The sequence below is a fragment of the Streptomyces humicola genome, from assembly GCF_024436035.1.
In the GTDB taxonomy this organism is placed as follows: Bacteria; Actinomycetota; Actinomycetes; order Streptomycetales; family Streptomycetaceae; genus Streptantibioticus_B; species Streptantibioticus_B humicola.
Genome location: NZ_JANFNG010000005.1, coordinates 59,567 through 74,763 on the forward strand (window position 1 = coordinate 59,567; position 15,197 = coordinate 74,763).

15 protein-coding genes and 1 pseudogene are annotated in these 15,197 nt (G+C 70.6%); 4 read left to right on the plus strand and 12 right to left on the minus strand.

Annotated elements, in window-relative coordinates; genetic code table 11:
• Positions 1–199: 199 nt before the first annotated feature.
• From NGB36_RS09335 to NGB36_RS09345, 3 genes are all read left to right on the plus strand, one after another.
• On the plus strand, positions 200–391 hold the full coding sequence (locus NGB36_RS09335; RefSeq protein WP_255919700.1) for a hypothetical protein: 192 nt from the start codon (positions 200–202) through the stop codon (positions 389–391).
• 384 nt (positions 392–775) lie between these two features.
• Positions 776–1,999, plus strand: a complete 1,224-nt coding sequence (locus NGB36_RS09340; RefSeq protein ID WP_255919701.1) for a CaiB/BaiF CoA transferase family protein — start codon at positions 776–778, stop codon at positions 1,997–1,999.
• A 121-nt stretch (positions 2,000–2,120) separates the two neighbouring features.
• On the plus strand, positions 2,121–2,978 hold the full coding sequence (locus tag NGB36_RS09345; RefSeq protein WP_255919702.1) for an amidohydrolase family protein: 858 nt from the start codon (positions 2,121–2,123) through the stop codon (positions 2,976–2,978).
• Between the two features lie 307 nt (positions 2,979–3,285).
• On the opposite strand, the pseudogene NGB36_RS09350 reads toward NGB36_RS09345, so the two are convergent.
• The 6 genes and pseudogenes from NGB36_RS09350 to NGB36_RS09375 all read right to left on the minus strand — a co-directional run.
• Positions 3,286–3,581: pseudogene (locus tag NGB36_RS09350) on the minus strand (ATP-binding protein); the annotation flags it as partial.
• A 209-nt stretch (positions 3,582–3,790) separates the two neighbouring features.
• The gene (locus NGB36_RS09355; protein WP_308288823.1) at positions 3,791–4,210 is read right to left on the minus strand and encodes a hypothetical protein; all 420 of its coding nucleotides are present in this window, start codon (positions 4,208–4,210) and stop codon (positions 3,791–3,793) included.
• Positions 4,099–5,139 (minus strand): MBL fold metallo-hydrolase, encoded by a 1,041-nt coding sequence (locus NGB36_RS09360; RefSeq protein WP_255919703.1) that lies wholly within the window; start codon positions 5,137–5,139, stop codon positions 4,099–4,101. The genes NGB36_RS09355 and NGB36_RS09360 overlap by 112 nt, the downstream gene beginning before the upstream one ends.
• Positions 5,140–5,328: 189 nt before the next feature.
• Positions 5,329–6,324 (minus strand): aldo/keto reductase, encoded by a 996-nt coding sequence (locus tag NGB36_RS09365; RefSeq protein WP_255919704.1) that lies wholly within the window; start codon positions 6,322–6,324, stop codon positions 5,329–5,331.
• The gene (gene paaZ / locus NGB36_RS09370; RefSeq protein ID WP_255919705.1) at positions 6,321–7,901 is read right to left on the minus strand and encodes a phenylacetic acid degradation bifunctional protein PaaZ; all 1,581 of its coding nucleotides are present in this window, start codon (positions 7,899–7,901) and stop codon (positions 6,321–6,323) included. The genes NGB36_RS09365 and paaZ overlap by 4 nt, the downstream gene beginning before the upstream one ends.
• 33 nt (positions 7,902–7,934) lie before the next feature.
• Positions 7,935–8,459, minus strand: coding sequence for a gamma carbonic anhydrase family protein (locus tag NGB36_RS09375; protein WP_255919706.1), 525 nt, complete (start codon positions 8,457–8,459; stop codon positions 7,935–7,937).
• A gap of 179 nt (positions 8,460–8,638) precedes the next feature.
• On the opposite strand from NGB36_RS09375, the gene NGB36_RS09380 reads away from it, so the two are divergent.
• Complete coding sequence (locus tag NGB36_RS09380) at positions 8,639–9,550, plus strand: PaaX family transcriptional regulator (RefSeq protein WP_255919707.1); 912 nt, start codon at positions 8,639–8,641, stop codon at positions 9,548–9,550.
• A gap of 91 nt (positions 9,551–9,641) precedes the next feature.
• Here the strand turns inward: NGB36_RS09380 and NGB36_RS09385 are convergent, their stop codons facing one another.
• From NGB36_RS09385 to NGB36_RS09410, 6 genes are all read right to left on the minus strand, one after another.
• The gene (locus NGB36_RS09385; protein ID WP_255919866.1) at positions 9,642–10,343 is read right to left on the minus strand and encodes an enoyl-CoA hydratase/isomerase family protein; all 702 of its coding nucleotides are present in this window, start codon (positions 10,341–10,343) and stop codon (positions 9,642–9,644) included.
• A gap of 65 nt (positions 10,344–10,408) precedes the next feature.
• Complete coding sequence (locus NGB36_RS09390; RefSeq protein WP_255919708.1) at positions 10,409–11,257, minus strand: 3-hydroxyacyl-CoA dehydrogenase family protein; 849 nt, start codon at positions 11,255–11,257, stop codon at positions 10,409–10,411.
• Positions 11,254–12,438, minus strand: coding sequence for a thiolase family protein (locus NGB36_RS09395; protein WP_255919709.1), 1,185 nt, complete (start codon positions 12,436–12,438; stop codon positions 11,254–11,256). Before NGB36_RS09395 ends, NGB36_RS09390 begins: the two co-directional genes overlap by 4 nt.
• Positions 12,439–12,451: 13 nt before the next feature.
• Positions 12,452–12,646: a hypothetical protein gene (locus NGB36_RS09400; protein WP_255919710.1), complete on the minus strand. Its 195-nt coding sequence runs from the start codon at positions 12,644–12,646 to the stop codon at positions 12,452–12,454.
• Positions 12,643–13,896 carry a CaiB/BaiF CoA transferase family protein gene (locus NGB36_RS09405; protein WP_255919711.1) on the minus strand — a complete coding sequence of 418 codons (1,254 nt, stop codon included), beginning with the start codon at positions 13,894–13,896 and terminating at the stop codon, positions 12,643–12,645. Before NGB36_RS09405 ends, NGB36_RS09400 begins: the two co-directional genes overlap by 4 nt.
• A complete protein-coding gene (locus NGB36_RS09410; protein ID WP_255919712.1) occupies positions 13,893–15,080 on the minus strand; it encodes a cytochrome P450 in 1,188 nt (395 codons plus the stop codon). The genes NGB36_RS09405 and NGB36_RS09410 overlap by 4 nt, the downstream gene beginning before the upstream one ends.
• Between the last annotated feature and the right edge of the window lie 117 nt (positions 15,081–15,197).

Below are 15,197 nucleotides of genomic sequence, written 5' to 3' on the forward strand. Positions count from 1 at the left end.
CGCCCAGTACCGTTTCCACCCCGCTCAGGGTTGGTCGGCACCGCACGCCGTTGCCCCATAGGATGCTCCCCAATTCGTTGACCACCGCATTCTACCGTGCTGATCGGCGAGCGGCCGAGTGGTGCGGTGACGCCGAGCGACCGGCGGCAGAGGCGCGTCCACGGATGAGCGGAACCAAACTAATTCGACTGCGGCGCCTGTGAGCGCGCGCCCCGTCGAAGCGATCACCCAGGACCGTCGCATGGCCGAGGAGTACCACGACTTCGTCGAGGACAACCGCCGCTTCTTCACCGAGCTCCTTCCCGGCCGTGACAAGCCGGCGGGGACGCCCGGCGGCGCCGGCAAGATCGACCGTGTGGGGGTGGGGACCCCCATGGCGGCCGCGCGCTGAACCCGCGCTCATGAAGTCGCCCTGAGCACGCCGTAGCCGGCGGCGACGTGCTGTTCGCCTTCAGGGTGATTTGCGTGCCCGGCGCCAGGCGCGCGACGACCGGCCGCGGTCGAGGCGTGCCGCAACCGCCGGGGACCACACCAGCGTGCGTCTCCTCACTTTGACAGAGCATTATACCTACATCCCTCGACACTGAGTTACTCATCGCGTAGTGTGTTTCTTGTGACCGAACAACCGACCGAGCGCGATGCGTTTGGAGCTGCGCGTCACCTTGGAGGAGTGGCTTCGGGCGATGCCCGACTTCCACCTGGTCGATCCCGATGGCGTCGTGTAGAGCGGTGGGCAGACCCGCAGCCCGGGGCGCGTGGACTTCGAGGTGGCCCGATGAGCGATGCCGCACCTTCTCCCGCCCCAGTGAGCGGTGTCCAGGTGGTCGAACTCGCCCACTGGATGGCGGGTCCGGCAGCCGGTGGTCTGCTCGCCGACTGGGGCGCCGACGTCATCAAGGTGGAACCGCACGGCGGCGAACCCATGCGGCACATCTGGGGCTCGATGGGCGCCAACCCGGACGCGCCGAATGGCGCTTTCATCTCCGCCAACCGCGGTAAGCGCTCCATTGAACTCGACATACGCACACCCCCCGGGAGAGAGGTCCTCGGGCGCCTGCTCGACCGGGCCGATGTACTGCTCACCAATCTGCGCCCGTCGGCCTTGCGGCGACTGGGCCTGTCTGCCGAAGAGGTGGCTCGTAACCACCCGCGGGTGGTGTTCTGTTCGCTCACCGCCTACGGCTGGGAGGGGCCTGACGAGGAACGTGCCGGATACGACCTCGCGTCGTTCTTCGGCCGTACCGGCATCTCGCACGAGATAACGCCCCAAGGAGAGCCGCCGGCAGCACTGATGCAGGGGCTTGGCGACACCTTCACCGCGATGACGGGGGTCGCCGGTGTCCTGGCTGCGCTCCATGAACGTCAGCGCACCGGCCAGGGAAGGACGGTAGAAGTGTCGCTGCTGCGTACCGGAATGTGGGCGCTGGCCGGGGAGTTGACGGTGCACGCCATGGGCGGCAGGCCCCGCCCGCCGTATCCCAGGGACAACTGTCCCACTCCCATGTACAACTCCTACCGTACCGCCGACGACCGGTGGTTCTTCCTCGTCGGAGCCGAGGCCAAGCGCCAGTTGCCGAAGGTGCTCGCTGCGATCGGGCGCTCCGACCTGCTCCAGGATGAGCGCTTCGCGAAGCCGAGAGACCTCACCAGGAACCGCCGGGAGTTCATTCCCATCCTGGATGCTGCCTTCGCGGCCCATCCGCTGGAACACTGGGCCGAAGCCTTCGACCAGCACGACGTGCTCTGGGCACCGGTGCAGACGCCGGCCGAGGTCGTCACCGATCCGCAGGCACGTGCCGCCGGGGCATGGGTGACGATCGAGAACGCCGGGGTCGAGTCTGTGGACTCCCCGGTCTCCTACGACCGGGTGCGGCGTCGACTGGTCGCCGGGCCGCCGCTGGCGGGTGAGCACACCGGCGAAGTGCTGACCGAACTCGGCTACGACGAGGCCGAGATCCGGCGTCTGACAGCCGACCCGGACTCGTCGAACGAGCCGTAGGACTCTGTACCCGCGCCGTGCCCCAGTTCGCCCTGCCGCACACGACCGCCTGCCTCCACCGAAGGCGCGGGGGGGGGGCTGGCCGCAGAGGCGTGACCGATTCGACTCTGGAGGTTGTCCGATGATCGATGACGAGATCGTGGTCGACGCTCACGTGCACGCCCCGCGTCTGCCCACGCTCAAAAGCTCCTGGCTGGAGTGGGCCGACAAGTTCTCCGGCCGCCATCCGTGGCGTGACGCTTACGACGACAGTGGCGACCCTGTACCCGAGCGTCTGGACGCTCTGCTCGCCGCCGAAGGCGTCGACCGGGCACTGCTGTTCTGCGAGTACAGTCCGCGAGCCACCGGCATTCAGTCGTTCGACGACCTGCTGCCGATCATCGAGTACAACCCGGTGCGGTTCCGTCCGGTGGCGAGCGCCAACCCGCATCTGCACTATCCCATCACCGCCGAGATCGAGCGGCAACTGGACCTCGGGGCGGTGGCGCTCAAGCTGCACCCAGTGCACGGCGCCTTCTCACCGGCCGCCGGAGAGCTCTACGCGGCATACGCGCTGTGCGCCGAACGCGGCGTCCCTGTCATCGTGCACTCCGGCACCTCCAGCTTCCCGGGAGCGCGGACCGCCTACGGCGCCCCCGAGCTCCTGGCGGACGTCATCGAGGACTTCCCCGACGTGCAGTTCGTCTTCGCTCACGGTGGGCGGGGCTGGTGGTACGACAGCGCGGCGTTCCTGGCCCTGGGGAGGCCGAACGTGTGGCTGGACCTCGCCGGGCTGCCCCCTAGGAAGCTGCCTGAGTACTTCTCCCGGTTCGACCTGCCGAGGCTCGCCACCAAGTGGATCTTCGGGACCGACTGGCCCGGAGTGCCAGGGGCCTCCCGCAATGTGGCCGCCCTTCGCGAACTGGGCCTGCCCGCCGACACCGTGCGCGCCGTGCTGTCCGGCAACGCCGCCAAGATCTTCCCTGGACTTGGGGTGTGAGAGAACCGATGACGGCTGTGTATGTGGTCGACGCCTGCCTTACCTCCATAGGCAGGGCCAGGGGCCGACTGGCCGGCGTGCGAGCGGACGGCGCGCCGTACTCGCGGCGCAGGCAGTCGGAGCAGAGACGCATCGGCTCCGCGCTCGCCGGGACGGCATGGGACCGGCGGGCCTTCGCGCGGGCCCGGTTGTCGTTCTGCCGCGGCACCACCCTCACTCTCAGCGGCCTCGACCGCTACCTGCACGAAGGGCCGGCGGACCGGCGCTGTCCCACGCGATCCGTCCGAGAAGCCGCAGGCAGGAGCCGTCATGATCTGAGGGCGGTCAGAGACTGTTCCGCCCAAATGATCTTCCCGTCGGGGTATGACGGGCGCCCCAGCGGTCGGTGAGCTGGGCGACCAGGAGCAGGCCACGGCCGCCCTCGTCGAAGACGCGGGCCCGGCGCAGGTGCGGGGCGGTGCTGCTGGCGTCGGAGACCTCGCAGATCAGGCATTCGTCATCCCGGATCAGGCGCAGCCGGATGGGGCTGGCGCCGTAGCGGATGCCGTTGGTGACCAGCTCGCTGACCGCCAGCTCGGTGGTGAACGCCCACTCCCCCAGCCCCAGCAGCCGGGTTGCGGGGCGCCCAACGATGTCACCGTCTTCGCGGCCGAAGTCGACGGGCCTCCATGCTGCAGGCCGTAACGACACCCCCGCGTCTACCGCAGCGGTTTCATCCGGCGCCGTGTTCGGGCGCTCGTCGTCGCTCACCGGGCCCTCGGTGAGCCCATCACCCTCGGCACACTCATCCCATCGCGTTCACGGGAATCGCATCACCTGACATTACCTCCGACGGCCCAGAATGCTCCCGGGGCGTGAACACTCTCAACCCCACGGCGGCGTGAGATCTGCAGCCCGTAGCACCCGCCTGTCGGGCGGAGCTGGTGGACCAGGGTCCTCATCAGGCGGGCACCGGTGGCGCCCAGCGGGTGGCTGAGGGCGATCGCGCGGCCGAACGCGTTGGTGCGCTCGGGGGTCGGCCGCACGTCTCCCGCTGCCACACTTCCACCACCGGCGCGAACCGGCGGTCGGTAACGGCGATCCAGGCGAGCTTGGCGGCCGCCGACCCGCGGGCCTTTGATCACGCGGTCACGTAGTGGCTGGCCTCGGCGGTGCCGTCGGCAGTACGGGTCAGCCGGCCCTGTTCGACCAGGACGTCGAGGTGGGCGAGGGTCTCGGTGACCGCGAGGCACTGATTGAACAGGTCGAGGTCCTCGATCCGGCGGTTCCTCTTGGTCCAGCCGAGCCGTCCAGCGACCAGCCGGGCGGTGTCGCAGCCGGTCTCCACCGCGGCGGCGATCTCGTCCAAGCGGTGGCCGTGGTGGTCCAGGAGCTGGTCGATCCGCCGGTGGGTGCTGGGCGAGACGGGTCCGTGCGCGGGCAGGAACCGCTGGTCGGGCAGGACGCGGACGGCCCGCAGCGAGCGGAGGTAGTCGCGCAGCGGGGAGGCCGCGGGGGCCTGCTCGAAGCCGATCGATGGCGTGATGTGCGGCAGCACGTGGTCGCCGGCGTAGAGGTCGCCGCGCTCGCTGTCGAGGAAGACGACGTGGCCCTGGGTGTGCCCGGGGGTGGCGATCGCCTGGAGCGCCCGGTCCCCCACCTTCACCGAGACCGGCGCGTCCAGCCACTCGTCCGGCGACTCCCAGTCGGTGATCACGTGGCTGGGCGGGAGTTCCTCGGTCAGGCGACCGCTGAGGTCGTCGGCGCCGGCACGGCGCAACTGGCGGCGCAGCCCGCCCCAGGGGTCGGCATTCGCGTCCAGGGCGTGCCGCAGGCTCGCTTCCTCGCCGCGGCCCAGCAGGATCCGGGAGCCGAATTCGCGGCGGAGCAGCACGGCCATCGTGTAGTGGTCCCGGTGCACGTGTGTGATCAGATAGCGGTCTACGTCGCCGAAGCCGCAGTCCAGGGCGCCCAGCGCCTTCTTCAGCGCCTCGCGCGCCTCGGCCAGTGCCCAGCCGGAGTCGACGACGACGAGGCCGGTGCAGGTGCGCAGCGCGTACACGTTGACGGCGCGCAGGCCGTCGGAGGGCAGCGGCAAGGGGATGCGGTAGACGCCCGCGGAGACCTCGAAGACCCCTGGACGCGTCCAGTCGCCGCCCGGATCGTCGAACTCGATCTCCATATGGCTCTCTCAATCCTCGTACAGCGCGGCAGTAGCGCAGACCGTCCCACACTCTACAACTTCCGGAACCAGAACTATAGATGTGCGCGACATCTATCTCCGAAGCCCCCCGGACGCGCGACGGGACGGATCCGGCGCGCAGACCCGCCCCGTGCAGTGCTGCAAGCGTTCCAGAGGTGTTCCGGGCTGTCAGCCGGGCAGGAAGGTCGCCCCTGCGGCGGTGTCCGCCGGGAAACGCAGGTCCAGCTCGGCGGTCTCCTCCGCCGACAGCCGCACCTCGGCGGCCGCCAGGTTCTCCGTCAAGTGCGCGGGGTTGCGTGTGCCAGGGATCGGCACCGCGCCCCGGGCCAGCAGCCAGGCCAGCGCGAGCTGACCGGGGGTGCAGCCCTTGTCGCGGGCGATGTCGCGCAGCGGCGCGAACCGGTCCCGGTTCACCGCCAGGGTCTGCGCGGAGAACCGCGGGTAGCGCGAGCGCAGGTCGCCGCGCGGCACCTCGGCCACCTCCGCGGAGCCGTCCAGGTAGCGGGGGTCGGCGAGGAAGCCGCTGCCCAGCGGCCCCCAGGCGACGAAGCCGACGCCCAGCTCGTCGCAGGCCGGGACGAGCGCCGCCTCGGCCTGCCGGCTGAAGAGCGAGTACTCGAACTGCACGGCGGCCACCGGGTGGACGGCCGCGGCCTTGCGCAACTGCGCCGCGTCCACGTTGGACAGCCCGATGTGCCGGACCTTGCCCGCGGCGACCTGCTCGGCCATGGCGCCGACGGTCTCCTCGACCGGCACCTCGGGGTCGGGGAAGTGCAGGTACCACAGGTCCACGTGGTCGGTGCCGAGGCGGCGCAGGCTCGCGTTGATGGCCTCGGCCGCGTGGGCGGGGCTGCCGTCCACGAACAGCCGCATGCGGTAGCCGGCGTCGACCGGCCGGCCCTGGTCGGGGCCGACGTAGCCGAACTTTGTTGCGATGACGACCTCGTCGCGCCGGCCGGCCACGGTCCGGCCGATCAGTTCCTCGTTCTCGCCGGGGCGGCGGCCGTAGGCGTCGGAGGTGTCGATGAAGCCGGCTCCCCCGTCGAGCGCGGCGCGGATCACTTCCTCGGCCTGCTGCTCGGCGATCCGCCCGTACACCCCCGACAGGACCATCGCGCCCAGTCCGATCGGGGGGACTTCCAGGTCGGGGCCGAGCCGGGTCACAACTGCGCCTCGGGGGCCGCGGGGACGTCGGTGAGCGCGCCGACGAGCAGCGCCGGGGAGCCCTGTACGGCGGTGCGCTGCATGTGGTGCAGGACGCCGCGGATGCCGCCGAGTTCCTCGCCGCCGCCGGCCCGGCCGGGGCCGCCGTGCGTGGTGTGCGGCAGGGGCGACCCGTGTCCGGTGGACTCCTTGGCGTCCTCCCGGTCCAGGACGAGCAGCCGCCCGTGCCAGGGGGCCGCGCCGAGGACGACGTCGCGGGCGAAGTCCGGGTCGTGGGTGACGATCGAGCCGACCAGGCTGCCCTCGCCGCGGGCGGCCAGCTCGACGGCCTGGGCGGCCCCGTCGTACGGCAGCAGGGTGCTGACCGGGCCGAACGCCTCCACCTCGTGCGGCTCGGCGCGGCCCGGCTCGTCGCAGCGCAGCAGCAGCGGCGGCAGGAAGGCGCCGCGCTCGCGGTCGGCGTCGACCAGCTCGAAGTGTTCGGGGTCGCCGTGGACGATCTTGGCGGCCCGGGTGAGGGCCTTGACGGACTGGAGGACCTCGGCGCGCTGGCCGAGGCTGGCGAGAGCGCCCATGGTGACCGAGGGGTCGGCCGGATTGCCGACCTTCACCTCGGCGAGCCGGGCGGAGACCGCCTCGGCGACCTCGTCGATCAGCGCGCTGGGTACGAACGCCCGCCGGATCGCGGTGCACTTCTGCCCGGCCTTGACGGTCATCTCGGTGACGAGCGCCTTGGTGAACAGGTCGAACTCGGGGGTGCCGGGGACCGCGTCCGGCCCGAGCACGGAGAAGTTCAGCGAGTCCGCCTCAGCATTGAACCGCACGGCGCGGCCGGTGATCACCGGATGCGACCGCAGCGTCTGTGCGGTGTTCGCTGAGCCGGTGATGCTCAGCGAGTCCTGGCCGGTGAGCGCGTCGAGCAGCCCGTCGGGCCGGCCGCAGACCAACTGGACTGCGCCGGGCGGCAGGATGTCCGACTCGATGATGCGGCGGAAGACCAGTTCGGCCAGGTACGCGGTCTGGCTCGCGGGCTTGATCACCGACGGGACACCGGCGAGCACGGCGGGGGCGAGCTTCTCCAGCATGCCCCACACGGGGAAGTTGAAGGCGTTGATCGAGACGGAGGCGCCGTGCCGGGGGACGTGCACGTGCCGCACGCCGAAGGTGCCGGCCTTGCCGACTGGTTCGAAGTCGCCGTCGGGCAGTACGAATCCGTCGGGCAGCTCCTTGGCGCCCTTGCTGCCGTAGACGAAGAGGACAGCGATGCCGCCGTCGACGTCGAAGGCCGAGTCGCGGGCGGTGGCGCCGGTGCGGGTCGACAGTTCGTTGAACTCGGCGGTATACCGCGTCAGATGCTTGCCGAGGGCCTTGAGCAGCCCGGCCCGCCGGTGGAAGGAGAGCGCGCGCAGGGCGGGACCGCCGACCTCACGCGCGTACCGCAGCGCGGACTCGGCGTCGACGCCCTGCGTGGAGATACGGGCCACTTCTTCGCCCGTCGCCGCGTCGAGTATCGCCCGGCCCTCGTCGGGGCCGGTGTACCAGTCACCGTTGACATAGCTTTGCAATTTCGCCGCCACGAGCGGGTCACCTTCCATCAGGAGTCACGGGGTTCAGCGGTCGAACCGGCGCAGCGCGCCCCGGTAGTGGTTGCCGGCGTCGACATAGCTCTGCACGGCGAAGTCCATCCAGGAGGGGTCGAGACCGGTCTTGCGCAGGTGTACGGGAACACCGACCGCCGTCGTGCGCGCGGGCACCTCGAAGTCCTCGGGCACCAGCGCGGCCGCGCCCACCACCGCTCCGGTGCGGACCACGGCCCGGTTGAGCGTGATGGAACCGGAGCCGATCAGGCAGCGGCTCTCGACGGTGCAGCCCTCCAGGTGGGCGTTGTGCCCCACCACGCACTCCGGGCCGATCACGGTCGGCCACTGCTCGGTGGTGTGCAGCACGGTGCCGTCCTGGATTGAGGTGCGGGCCCCGACCTCGATGCGCCCGCCGTGGTCGCCACGCAGGACGGCGCCGGGCCAGATGGTGGCCTCTTCACCGATCGACACACGGCCGATCACGACGGCGTCGGGGTGGACGAAGCAGCTGGGGTGGATCTGCGGCTCGTCAGGGCCGAGTGCGTAGATCGGCATCGATGGGTTCCCCGTTCGTTCGGACGGCGACCAACTTATTATTGACATTATTCAGTCGCTACGCAAAAAACAAGTATATTGACGATGAGGGTGGGCGTCCCCGCCGGGGCGGCCAGTAGCCTGAAAACCGCGCGGCACCTGCGGTGTCCCGCGATCCACGGTGAAGGATGTGACGGACGATGGTGCTGGATGCGGAGGGACAGAGCGCGGGCGAACGCAAGCCGCGGGCCGCACGCCCGGCGGACGAGGCCCGGCCGAAGGTCAGCAGACGGCGCGAGGTCGGCCACACCAGCGCGCGGTCGCTGCTGGCGACCATCCTCGGTGAGTACGTCCTGCCGCGCGACCGCCCGGTGTGGACCTCGGCGCTGGTCGAAGCGCTCGGGATGTTCGAGATCGAGGAGAAATCGGCTCGTCAGGCGCTTGCCCGCACCGCCGCTGAGGGCTGGCTGACCTCCGAGCGGGTGGGGCGGCGGGTGCGCTGGGCGCTCACCCCGCCCGGCCGCAGGCTGCTGACCGAGGGCGCCGAGCGCATCTACAGCTTCGGCAACAACGAGCGGCAGTGGGACGGCACCTGGCTGGTGATACTCGTCTCCGTGCCCGAGGCCAAGCGCGAACTACGCCACCGGCTGCGCACCCAGCTCGCCTGGGCCGGCTTCGGCACCCCCGAGACCGGGGTGTGGATCTCGCCCGACACCCGCCACGAGGCCGAGGCGCTGACCGTGCTCAAGGAGCTCGGACTCTCCGCGGACGCCATGTCGTTCACCGCCAACTATGGTGCGGTGGGCAGTGAGGAGACGATGGTCTCCCGCGCCTGGGACCTGCGCGACGTCGAGGCGCGGTACGAGGCGTTCATCGACGAGTTCACCGGCGCGCACCCGGTCGAGGGGAACACAGTCTTCCAGGCGCAGACCCGGCTGGTCCACGAGTGGCGCCGCTTCCCCTTCCTCGACCCCCAACTGCCGCGCATGCTGCTGCCGGAGCGCTGGAGCGGCGTCCAGGCCGCCGACCTCTTCCACCGCATGCACGGCGACTGGCACGAGCACGCGCAGCAGCGGTGGGACCGGCTGATGGAAGAACACAGCGCGGTCTGACCTCCGCACCCGTACCCGTAGCCTTACCCGACGCGTCGGCCGGCCGCGTGGGGGCCGGTCACCAAGGCGCCGACTCCCGCCGTGCGCCGACTCAGCGGCCGCCGCGTGAACCGCGGTTGAGGAAAGCGTCCATGCGGGCGAACTTCTCCTCATCCTCGAAGAGCACCGCCTGCGCGACCAGATCGAGCTGCGGGTGCGCCGCCTCGGGGGCGTCCACGGCCAGCTTGGTCAGCCGCAGCGCGACAGCCGAGCCGCGAAGCATACGGTCCACGGTCGCGTGCGCGGCGGCCAGCAGTTCGTCCGGCGGCACCACGTCGATGACCAGGCCCAGGTCCAGAGCGCGCTGCGCGTCCAGGGTCCGGCCGGCCAGCAGCACTTGCTTGGCGACGCTCTCCCCCAGCAGGCGCACCAGGCGGTAGGCCGCCCCGGCGCCGGCCAGGATGCCCAACTGCGGCTCGGGCTGGCCGAATCGGGCCCGGGGCGTGGCCAGCCGGATGTCGCAGGCGTACGACAGCTCCGCTCCACCGCCGAGCGCGTGGCCGTCCACCGCCGCCACCGTGGGCATCGGCAGCGCCCGGATGCGCTCGAACAGCCGCAGGTTGATGCCGGCGAGCGCGTCCTTGCGCCGCCGTTCGCGCAGTTGGGCTATGTCGGCGCCGCCAGCGAACACGCCGTCGGTGCCGCCGGTGAGCAGCAGCACGCTCGGCTCGCACTCCAACTCCGCACACACGCCGTGCAGTTCTTCGACCATGGTGGCGTCGATGGCGTTGCGCTCGGCGGGCCGGTCCAGCATCACCACGGTGCGGTCGTCGCGGCGCTCGATCCGCAGGGTCTTCAGCTTCTTCTCCTCCGCGGCGGTCACCCGTTGCTCCAGTCGTAGAAGCCCTTGCCGCTCTTGCGGCCGAGTTCACCCGCGGCGACCTTGTCCACCAGGATCTGCGGCGGTTCGAAGCGCGGGCCGAAGCTCTTCGTCAGGTGCTGGGCGATGTCGAGGCGTACGTCGAGACCGACCAGGTCGGTCAGCCGTAGCGGACCCATCGGGTGGCGGTAGCCCAGCTCCATCGCGCGGTCGATGTCCTCGGCGGCGGCCACGCCGTCCTCCAGCATCCGCATCGCCTCAAGGCCGATCGCCACACCGAGCCGACTGGTGGCGAAACCCGGGGCGTCGCGGACCACGATGGTCTCCTTGCCGATCTCCTCAGCGGCGGTACGGGCCTGCGCAAGCGCCACCTCGCTGGTCGCCGCGCCGCGGACGATCTCCAACAGCGGCATCGACCAGACCGGATTGAAGAAGTGCAGGCCGAGGAAGCACTCGGGGCGGCGCAGCGACGCCGCGAGGGTGTCGATGCTCAGGCCGCTGGTGTTGCTCGCCAGCAGCACCGGGTTCGTCTCCTCGGCGGAGGCGAGCACCGCGCGTTTGAGCTCGACGCGCTCCGGCACGGCCTCCACGATCAGGTCGAGCCCCTCGCCGAGCTGGGCGACGTCGGGCGCGTACACCACGTTGTCCACCAGGGCCTTGGCGCCCCCGGCGGGCAGTTTGCCGCGCTGTTCGGCCTTCTCGGCCTGCTTCCTGATGGTCTCCAGGGCGAGCCGCGCCTGGTCCTCGCGCGGCTCGACCAGTGTGGTCGCGTATCCCGCGACCGCGAAGACGTAGGCGATGCCCAATCCCATCGTTCCGGCGCCGATGACGCCGATCTGCTTGCTCATGCTGCCTCCAAGGCCATCGACAGACCCTGGCCCACTCCGACGCACAGGCTTACCAGCCCGCGCCTGACGCCCTTCCGGCGCATCTCGTGGGCGAGCGTCCCCGCCAGCCGCGCTCCGGAGCATCCCAGCGGATGTCCGAGCGCGATGGCGCCCCCGTTGACGTTGACCCGCTCGGGGTCGAGCTTGAGTTCGTCGACCACCGCGAGCGACTGGGCGGCGAAGGCCTCGTTCAGCTCCACCAGGTCCAGGTCGTCCACCGACCAGCCGATCCGGGCCATCAGCTTGCGCGTGGCGGGCACCGGCCCGATGCCCATGAAGTCGGGGTGCACACCGGCCGCGGCGGTGCCGACGTAACGCGCCAGCGGCTCGACGCCGACGGCCGCCAAGCCCCGCTCGGAGGCCAGCAGCAGGCCGGCCGCGCCGTCCGACAGCGGCGAGGAGTTGCCGCCTGTAACGGTGCCCTCGCGGCGGAACGCCGGCTTGCGCGTGCCCAGCGCCTCCAGGGTGACCGACGCGTCCGGACCCTCGTCCGCGGTGGCCTTGCCGTTCTTGATCGCGACGGGCACGACCTCGGTGGTGAAGCGGCCGGCCGCCGCCGCGGCGGTGGCGCGCTGGTGGCTGGTGAGGGCGAACGCGTCCTGGCGCTCGCGGCCGATGCCGTAGCGGTCGGCGACGTTCTCGGCGGTCTCGCCGAGGGAGATCGGCGGATGGTCCTTCTGCATCTGCGGGTTGACCAGCCGCCAGCCGAGCCGGGTGTCGGCCAGCTCCATCGAGCGCGGGTAGCCGGAGTCGGGGCGCGGCAGCACGAAGGGCGCGCGCGTCATGGACTCGGTGCCGCCGGCGAGGCAGAGGTCCGCCTCGCCGGCCGCGATGGCCCGGGCGGCGCCGGAGACGGCCTCAAGGCCGGAGGCACACAGCCGGTTGACGGTCGCGCCGGGCACCTCGACCGGCAGGCCGGCCAGCAGCACGCCCATCCTGGCGACATTGCGGTTGTCCTCGCCCGCCTGGTTGGCCGCACCCCAGTAGACGTCGTCGATCCGCGACGGGTCCAGGGAGGGCGTACGCGCCAGCAGCGCGCGCATTACCACCGCGGTCAGATCGTCCGGTCGCACACTGGCCAGTTGGCCTTTGGCCTTGCCCATAGGAGTACGGCAGGCGTCGACCATGTACACAGCGGTCATCGTCATCAGTCCCTCACACCCCGAGTCCGGGGAAGGTCTTGGCGGCGTTGCCGGACAGCACGGCACGTGCGGTGTCGGCGGGCAGGCCCAGCTCGCGAAGGGCGGTCACATTGCGGGACGCGCAGGGCCAGTCGGTGCCGAAGATCCACTCGGTGGCGAGCCTCGGCAGTTCGAGCCAAGAGGAACTGCACGTCGGGGAAGTCCTCACTGTGCCTCACGAGGGGGCGGAGGTGTCGCCAGACTCGCGATTTCCTTCTCCGTGTACCCGAGTTCGGCCAGTACCTCCCTGGTGTGCTGGCCTGCCCGCGGCGGCCCGGCGACCACGCTGCGCTGCACCTGGTCGTAGGTGATCGGGGAATCGACCGACTCCACCCCGGCGTTGGCGATCTCCACCCACGCCCCGGTGGCACGGGCCTGCGGGTCCCTCACCACCTCTTCGGGAGTCTGCACCGGAGCCCAGAACACGTCGTGCTTGTCGAAGACCTCGGCCCAGTACTCCAGCGGGTGGCCGCCGAAGGCCTCGTCGAGGATGGGGATGAACTCCCGCCGGTTCTTGGTGAGATCGCGCGGCTTGGCGAACCGCTCGTCCTGGAGCAGGTCGGTGCGCCCGATGGCGGCGAGCACCTTCGGCAGCTGGCGTCCCGCCTGGACCCCGACCAGGAAGAACCACCGGTCGTCGGCGGTGCGGTAGGAGTTGTACATGGGGGTGGGGCAGTTGTCCCGCGGGTACGGCGGCCTGGGCCTGCCGCCCATGGCCTGCACGCCGAGTTCGCCGGCCAGTGCCCACATGCCGGTACGCAGCAGGGACACCCCGACCATCCGGCCGCGGCCGGTCTGCTCGCGCTCGTGGAGCGCGGCGAGGATGCCGGCGACGCCGGTCATGGCAGTGAAGGTGTCGCCAATTCCCTGCATCAGGGGCGCGGGAGGCTCCCCTTGGGTGGTCAGTTCGTGCGAGATACCGGTACGGCCGAAGAACGACGCGAGGTCGTAGCCGGCCCGCTCCTCGTCGTCTCCGGTCCAGCCGTAGGCGGTGAGCGAGCAGTACACCAGACGGGGGTACTGCTCGCCCACTTCCTCGGGCGACAGGCCCAGCCGCCGCAAGGCGGACGGGCGCAGATTGGTCACCAGCACGTCCGCGCCGGCCAGCAGGCGGGCCAGCGTCTCCCGGCCGTCCGGTCGGCGGATGTCGAGTTCGACGGACCTCTTGCCGCGGTTGGCCGAGGTGAAGGCGCCGTTCGGCGCGTCCGGGTTAGCGCCCATCGAGCCCCAGATGTGCCGCATGGGTTCGCCGCCGTGCGGCTCCACCTTGATGACGTCGGCACCCCAGTCCGCGAGCACACCGCCGGCGGCGGGACCGGCCATCCAGTGGGCGAGTTCGATCACGCGGACCCCGCGCAGCGGGGCGGGCGGCTCGGTCTGACCGCCGGCGGGGGTGCCGTTCACCGTGCTGTCGCTCACCGTGCCACCTCGAAGTCCACTCGCTCCGGCCCGCGGGTCTGGCCGCCGCTCCAGGTGACGCCCGCCGGGTCGGTGAGGCGGAAGTCGGGCATGACTCGCAGCCACTCTTCCAGGGTGACGCGCAGCTCCAGCCGGGCGAGGTTGGAGCCGAGGCAGCGGTGGCCGCCGGACCCGAAGGTGAGGTGGCGGTTGCGTGCCCGGTCGATCCTGATCTCGTCGGGGTCCTCGAAGACCTCGGGGTCGCGGTTGGCCGCGCCGAAGGCCAGCAGTACACGCTCGCCGACGGCGATGCTGCGGCCGTGCAGCTTGATGTCCTCCTTGGCGATCCGCGCGACGCTCACCGGAGCGTAGACGCGCAGGAACTCCTCGGTGGCGGTGTCCAGCAGGCTCGGGTCAGCGACCAGACGCCTGCGGTCCTCGTCGTTGGCGGCCAGGTGCCACAGGGCGGCGCTGATCGCGCTCCAAGTGGTGTCCGCGCCCGCGATCAGCACCAGGAAGGCGGCACCGATCTTGTGCTTGCGGGTCAGCGGCTCGCCGTCAAGCTCGGCCTGGGCCAGGTAGCTGATGAGGTCGTCGCGGGGCTCGACCTCTCGCTCGTCCAGCAGGCCGCCGAGGTAGTTGAGGATCTCCTCGATCACCTGCGCACGGACCTTCTGGTCCTTCGGACCGAGCCGGATCATCCGGATCATCCAGTCGGTGAACTGCTCGCCGGGAGGAACACCGAGCATCTTGGTGAGCACGGCGATCGTCAGGTGCTGGGCGAAGTCGTTCACCACGTCGCCGCTGCCGCGGGCGGCGAGCTCTTCCGCCAGGGTCCTGGCCTTCTCACGGATGAACGGCTCGAACTCCGCGATCCGGGCGGGCAGGAAGTAGGGCATCAGGATGTCCCGGTGCGGCTTGTGCTCCGGCGGGTCGGACGTCAGCGGAGGCAGGTACAGACCGCCGGCCGACTCCAGCGGACCGGCAACCTCGACGGCCTTCGAAGTGAACCGGGCACCATCGCGCGCGACGTTCCGGATGTCGTCATACGAGATCGGCATCCACGAGGTGCCCCACTTGTCCGAGTAGGCCATGGGGCAGCCGCCCGCTCGCATGGCCGCCCAGACGGCGTGCGGGTCATCTTTGAAGTCCGACGAGAAGATGTCGTAACCATCGAAATCGTGCTCGACCGGCTGTTCGCTCATAACAACACTCTACGCTTAGAGATATCCAGTGTCTAGCTATGTAGGTTATAGGGATCGGCCGAAGAAGTATGACGGCGCACGAAGTCCGAGTGCTGTTCGAGTCTTCGGGCCGGCGCG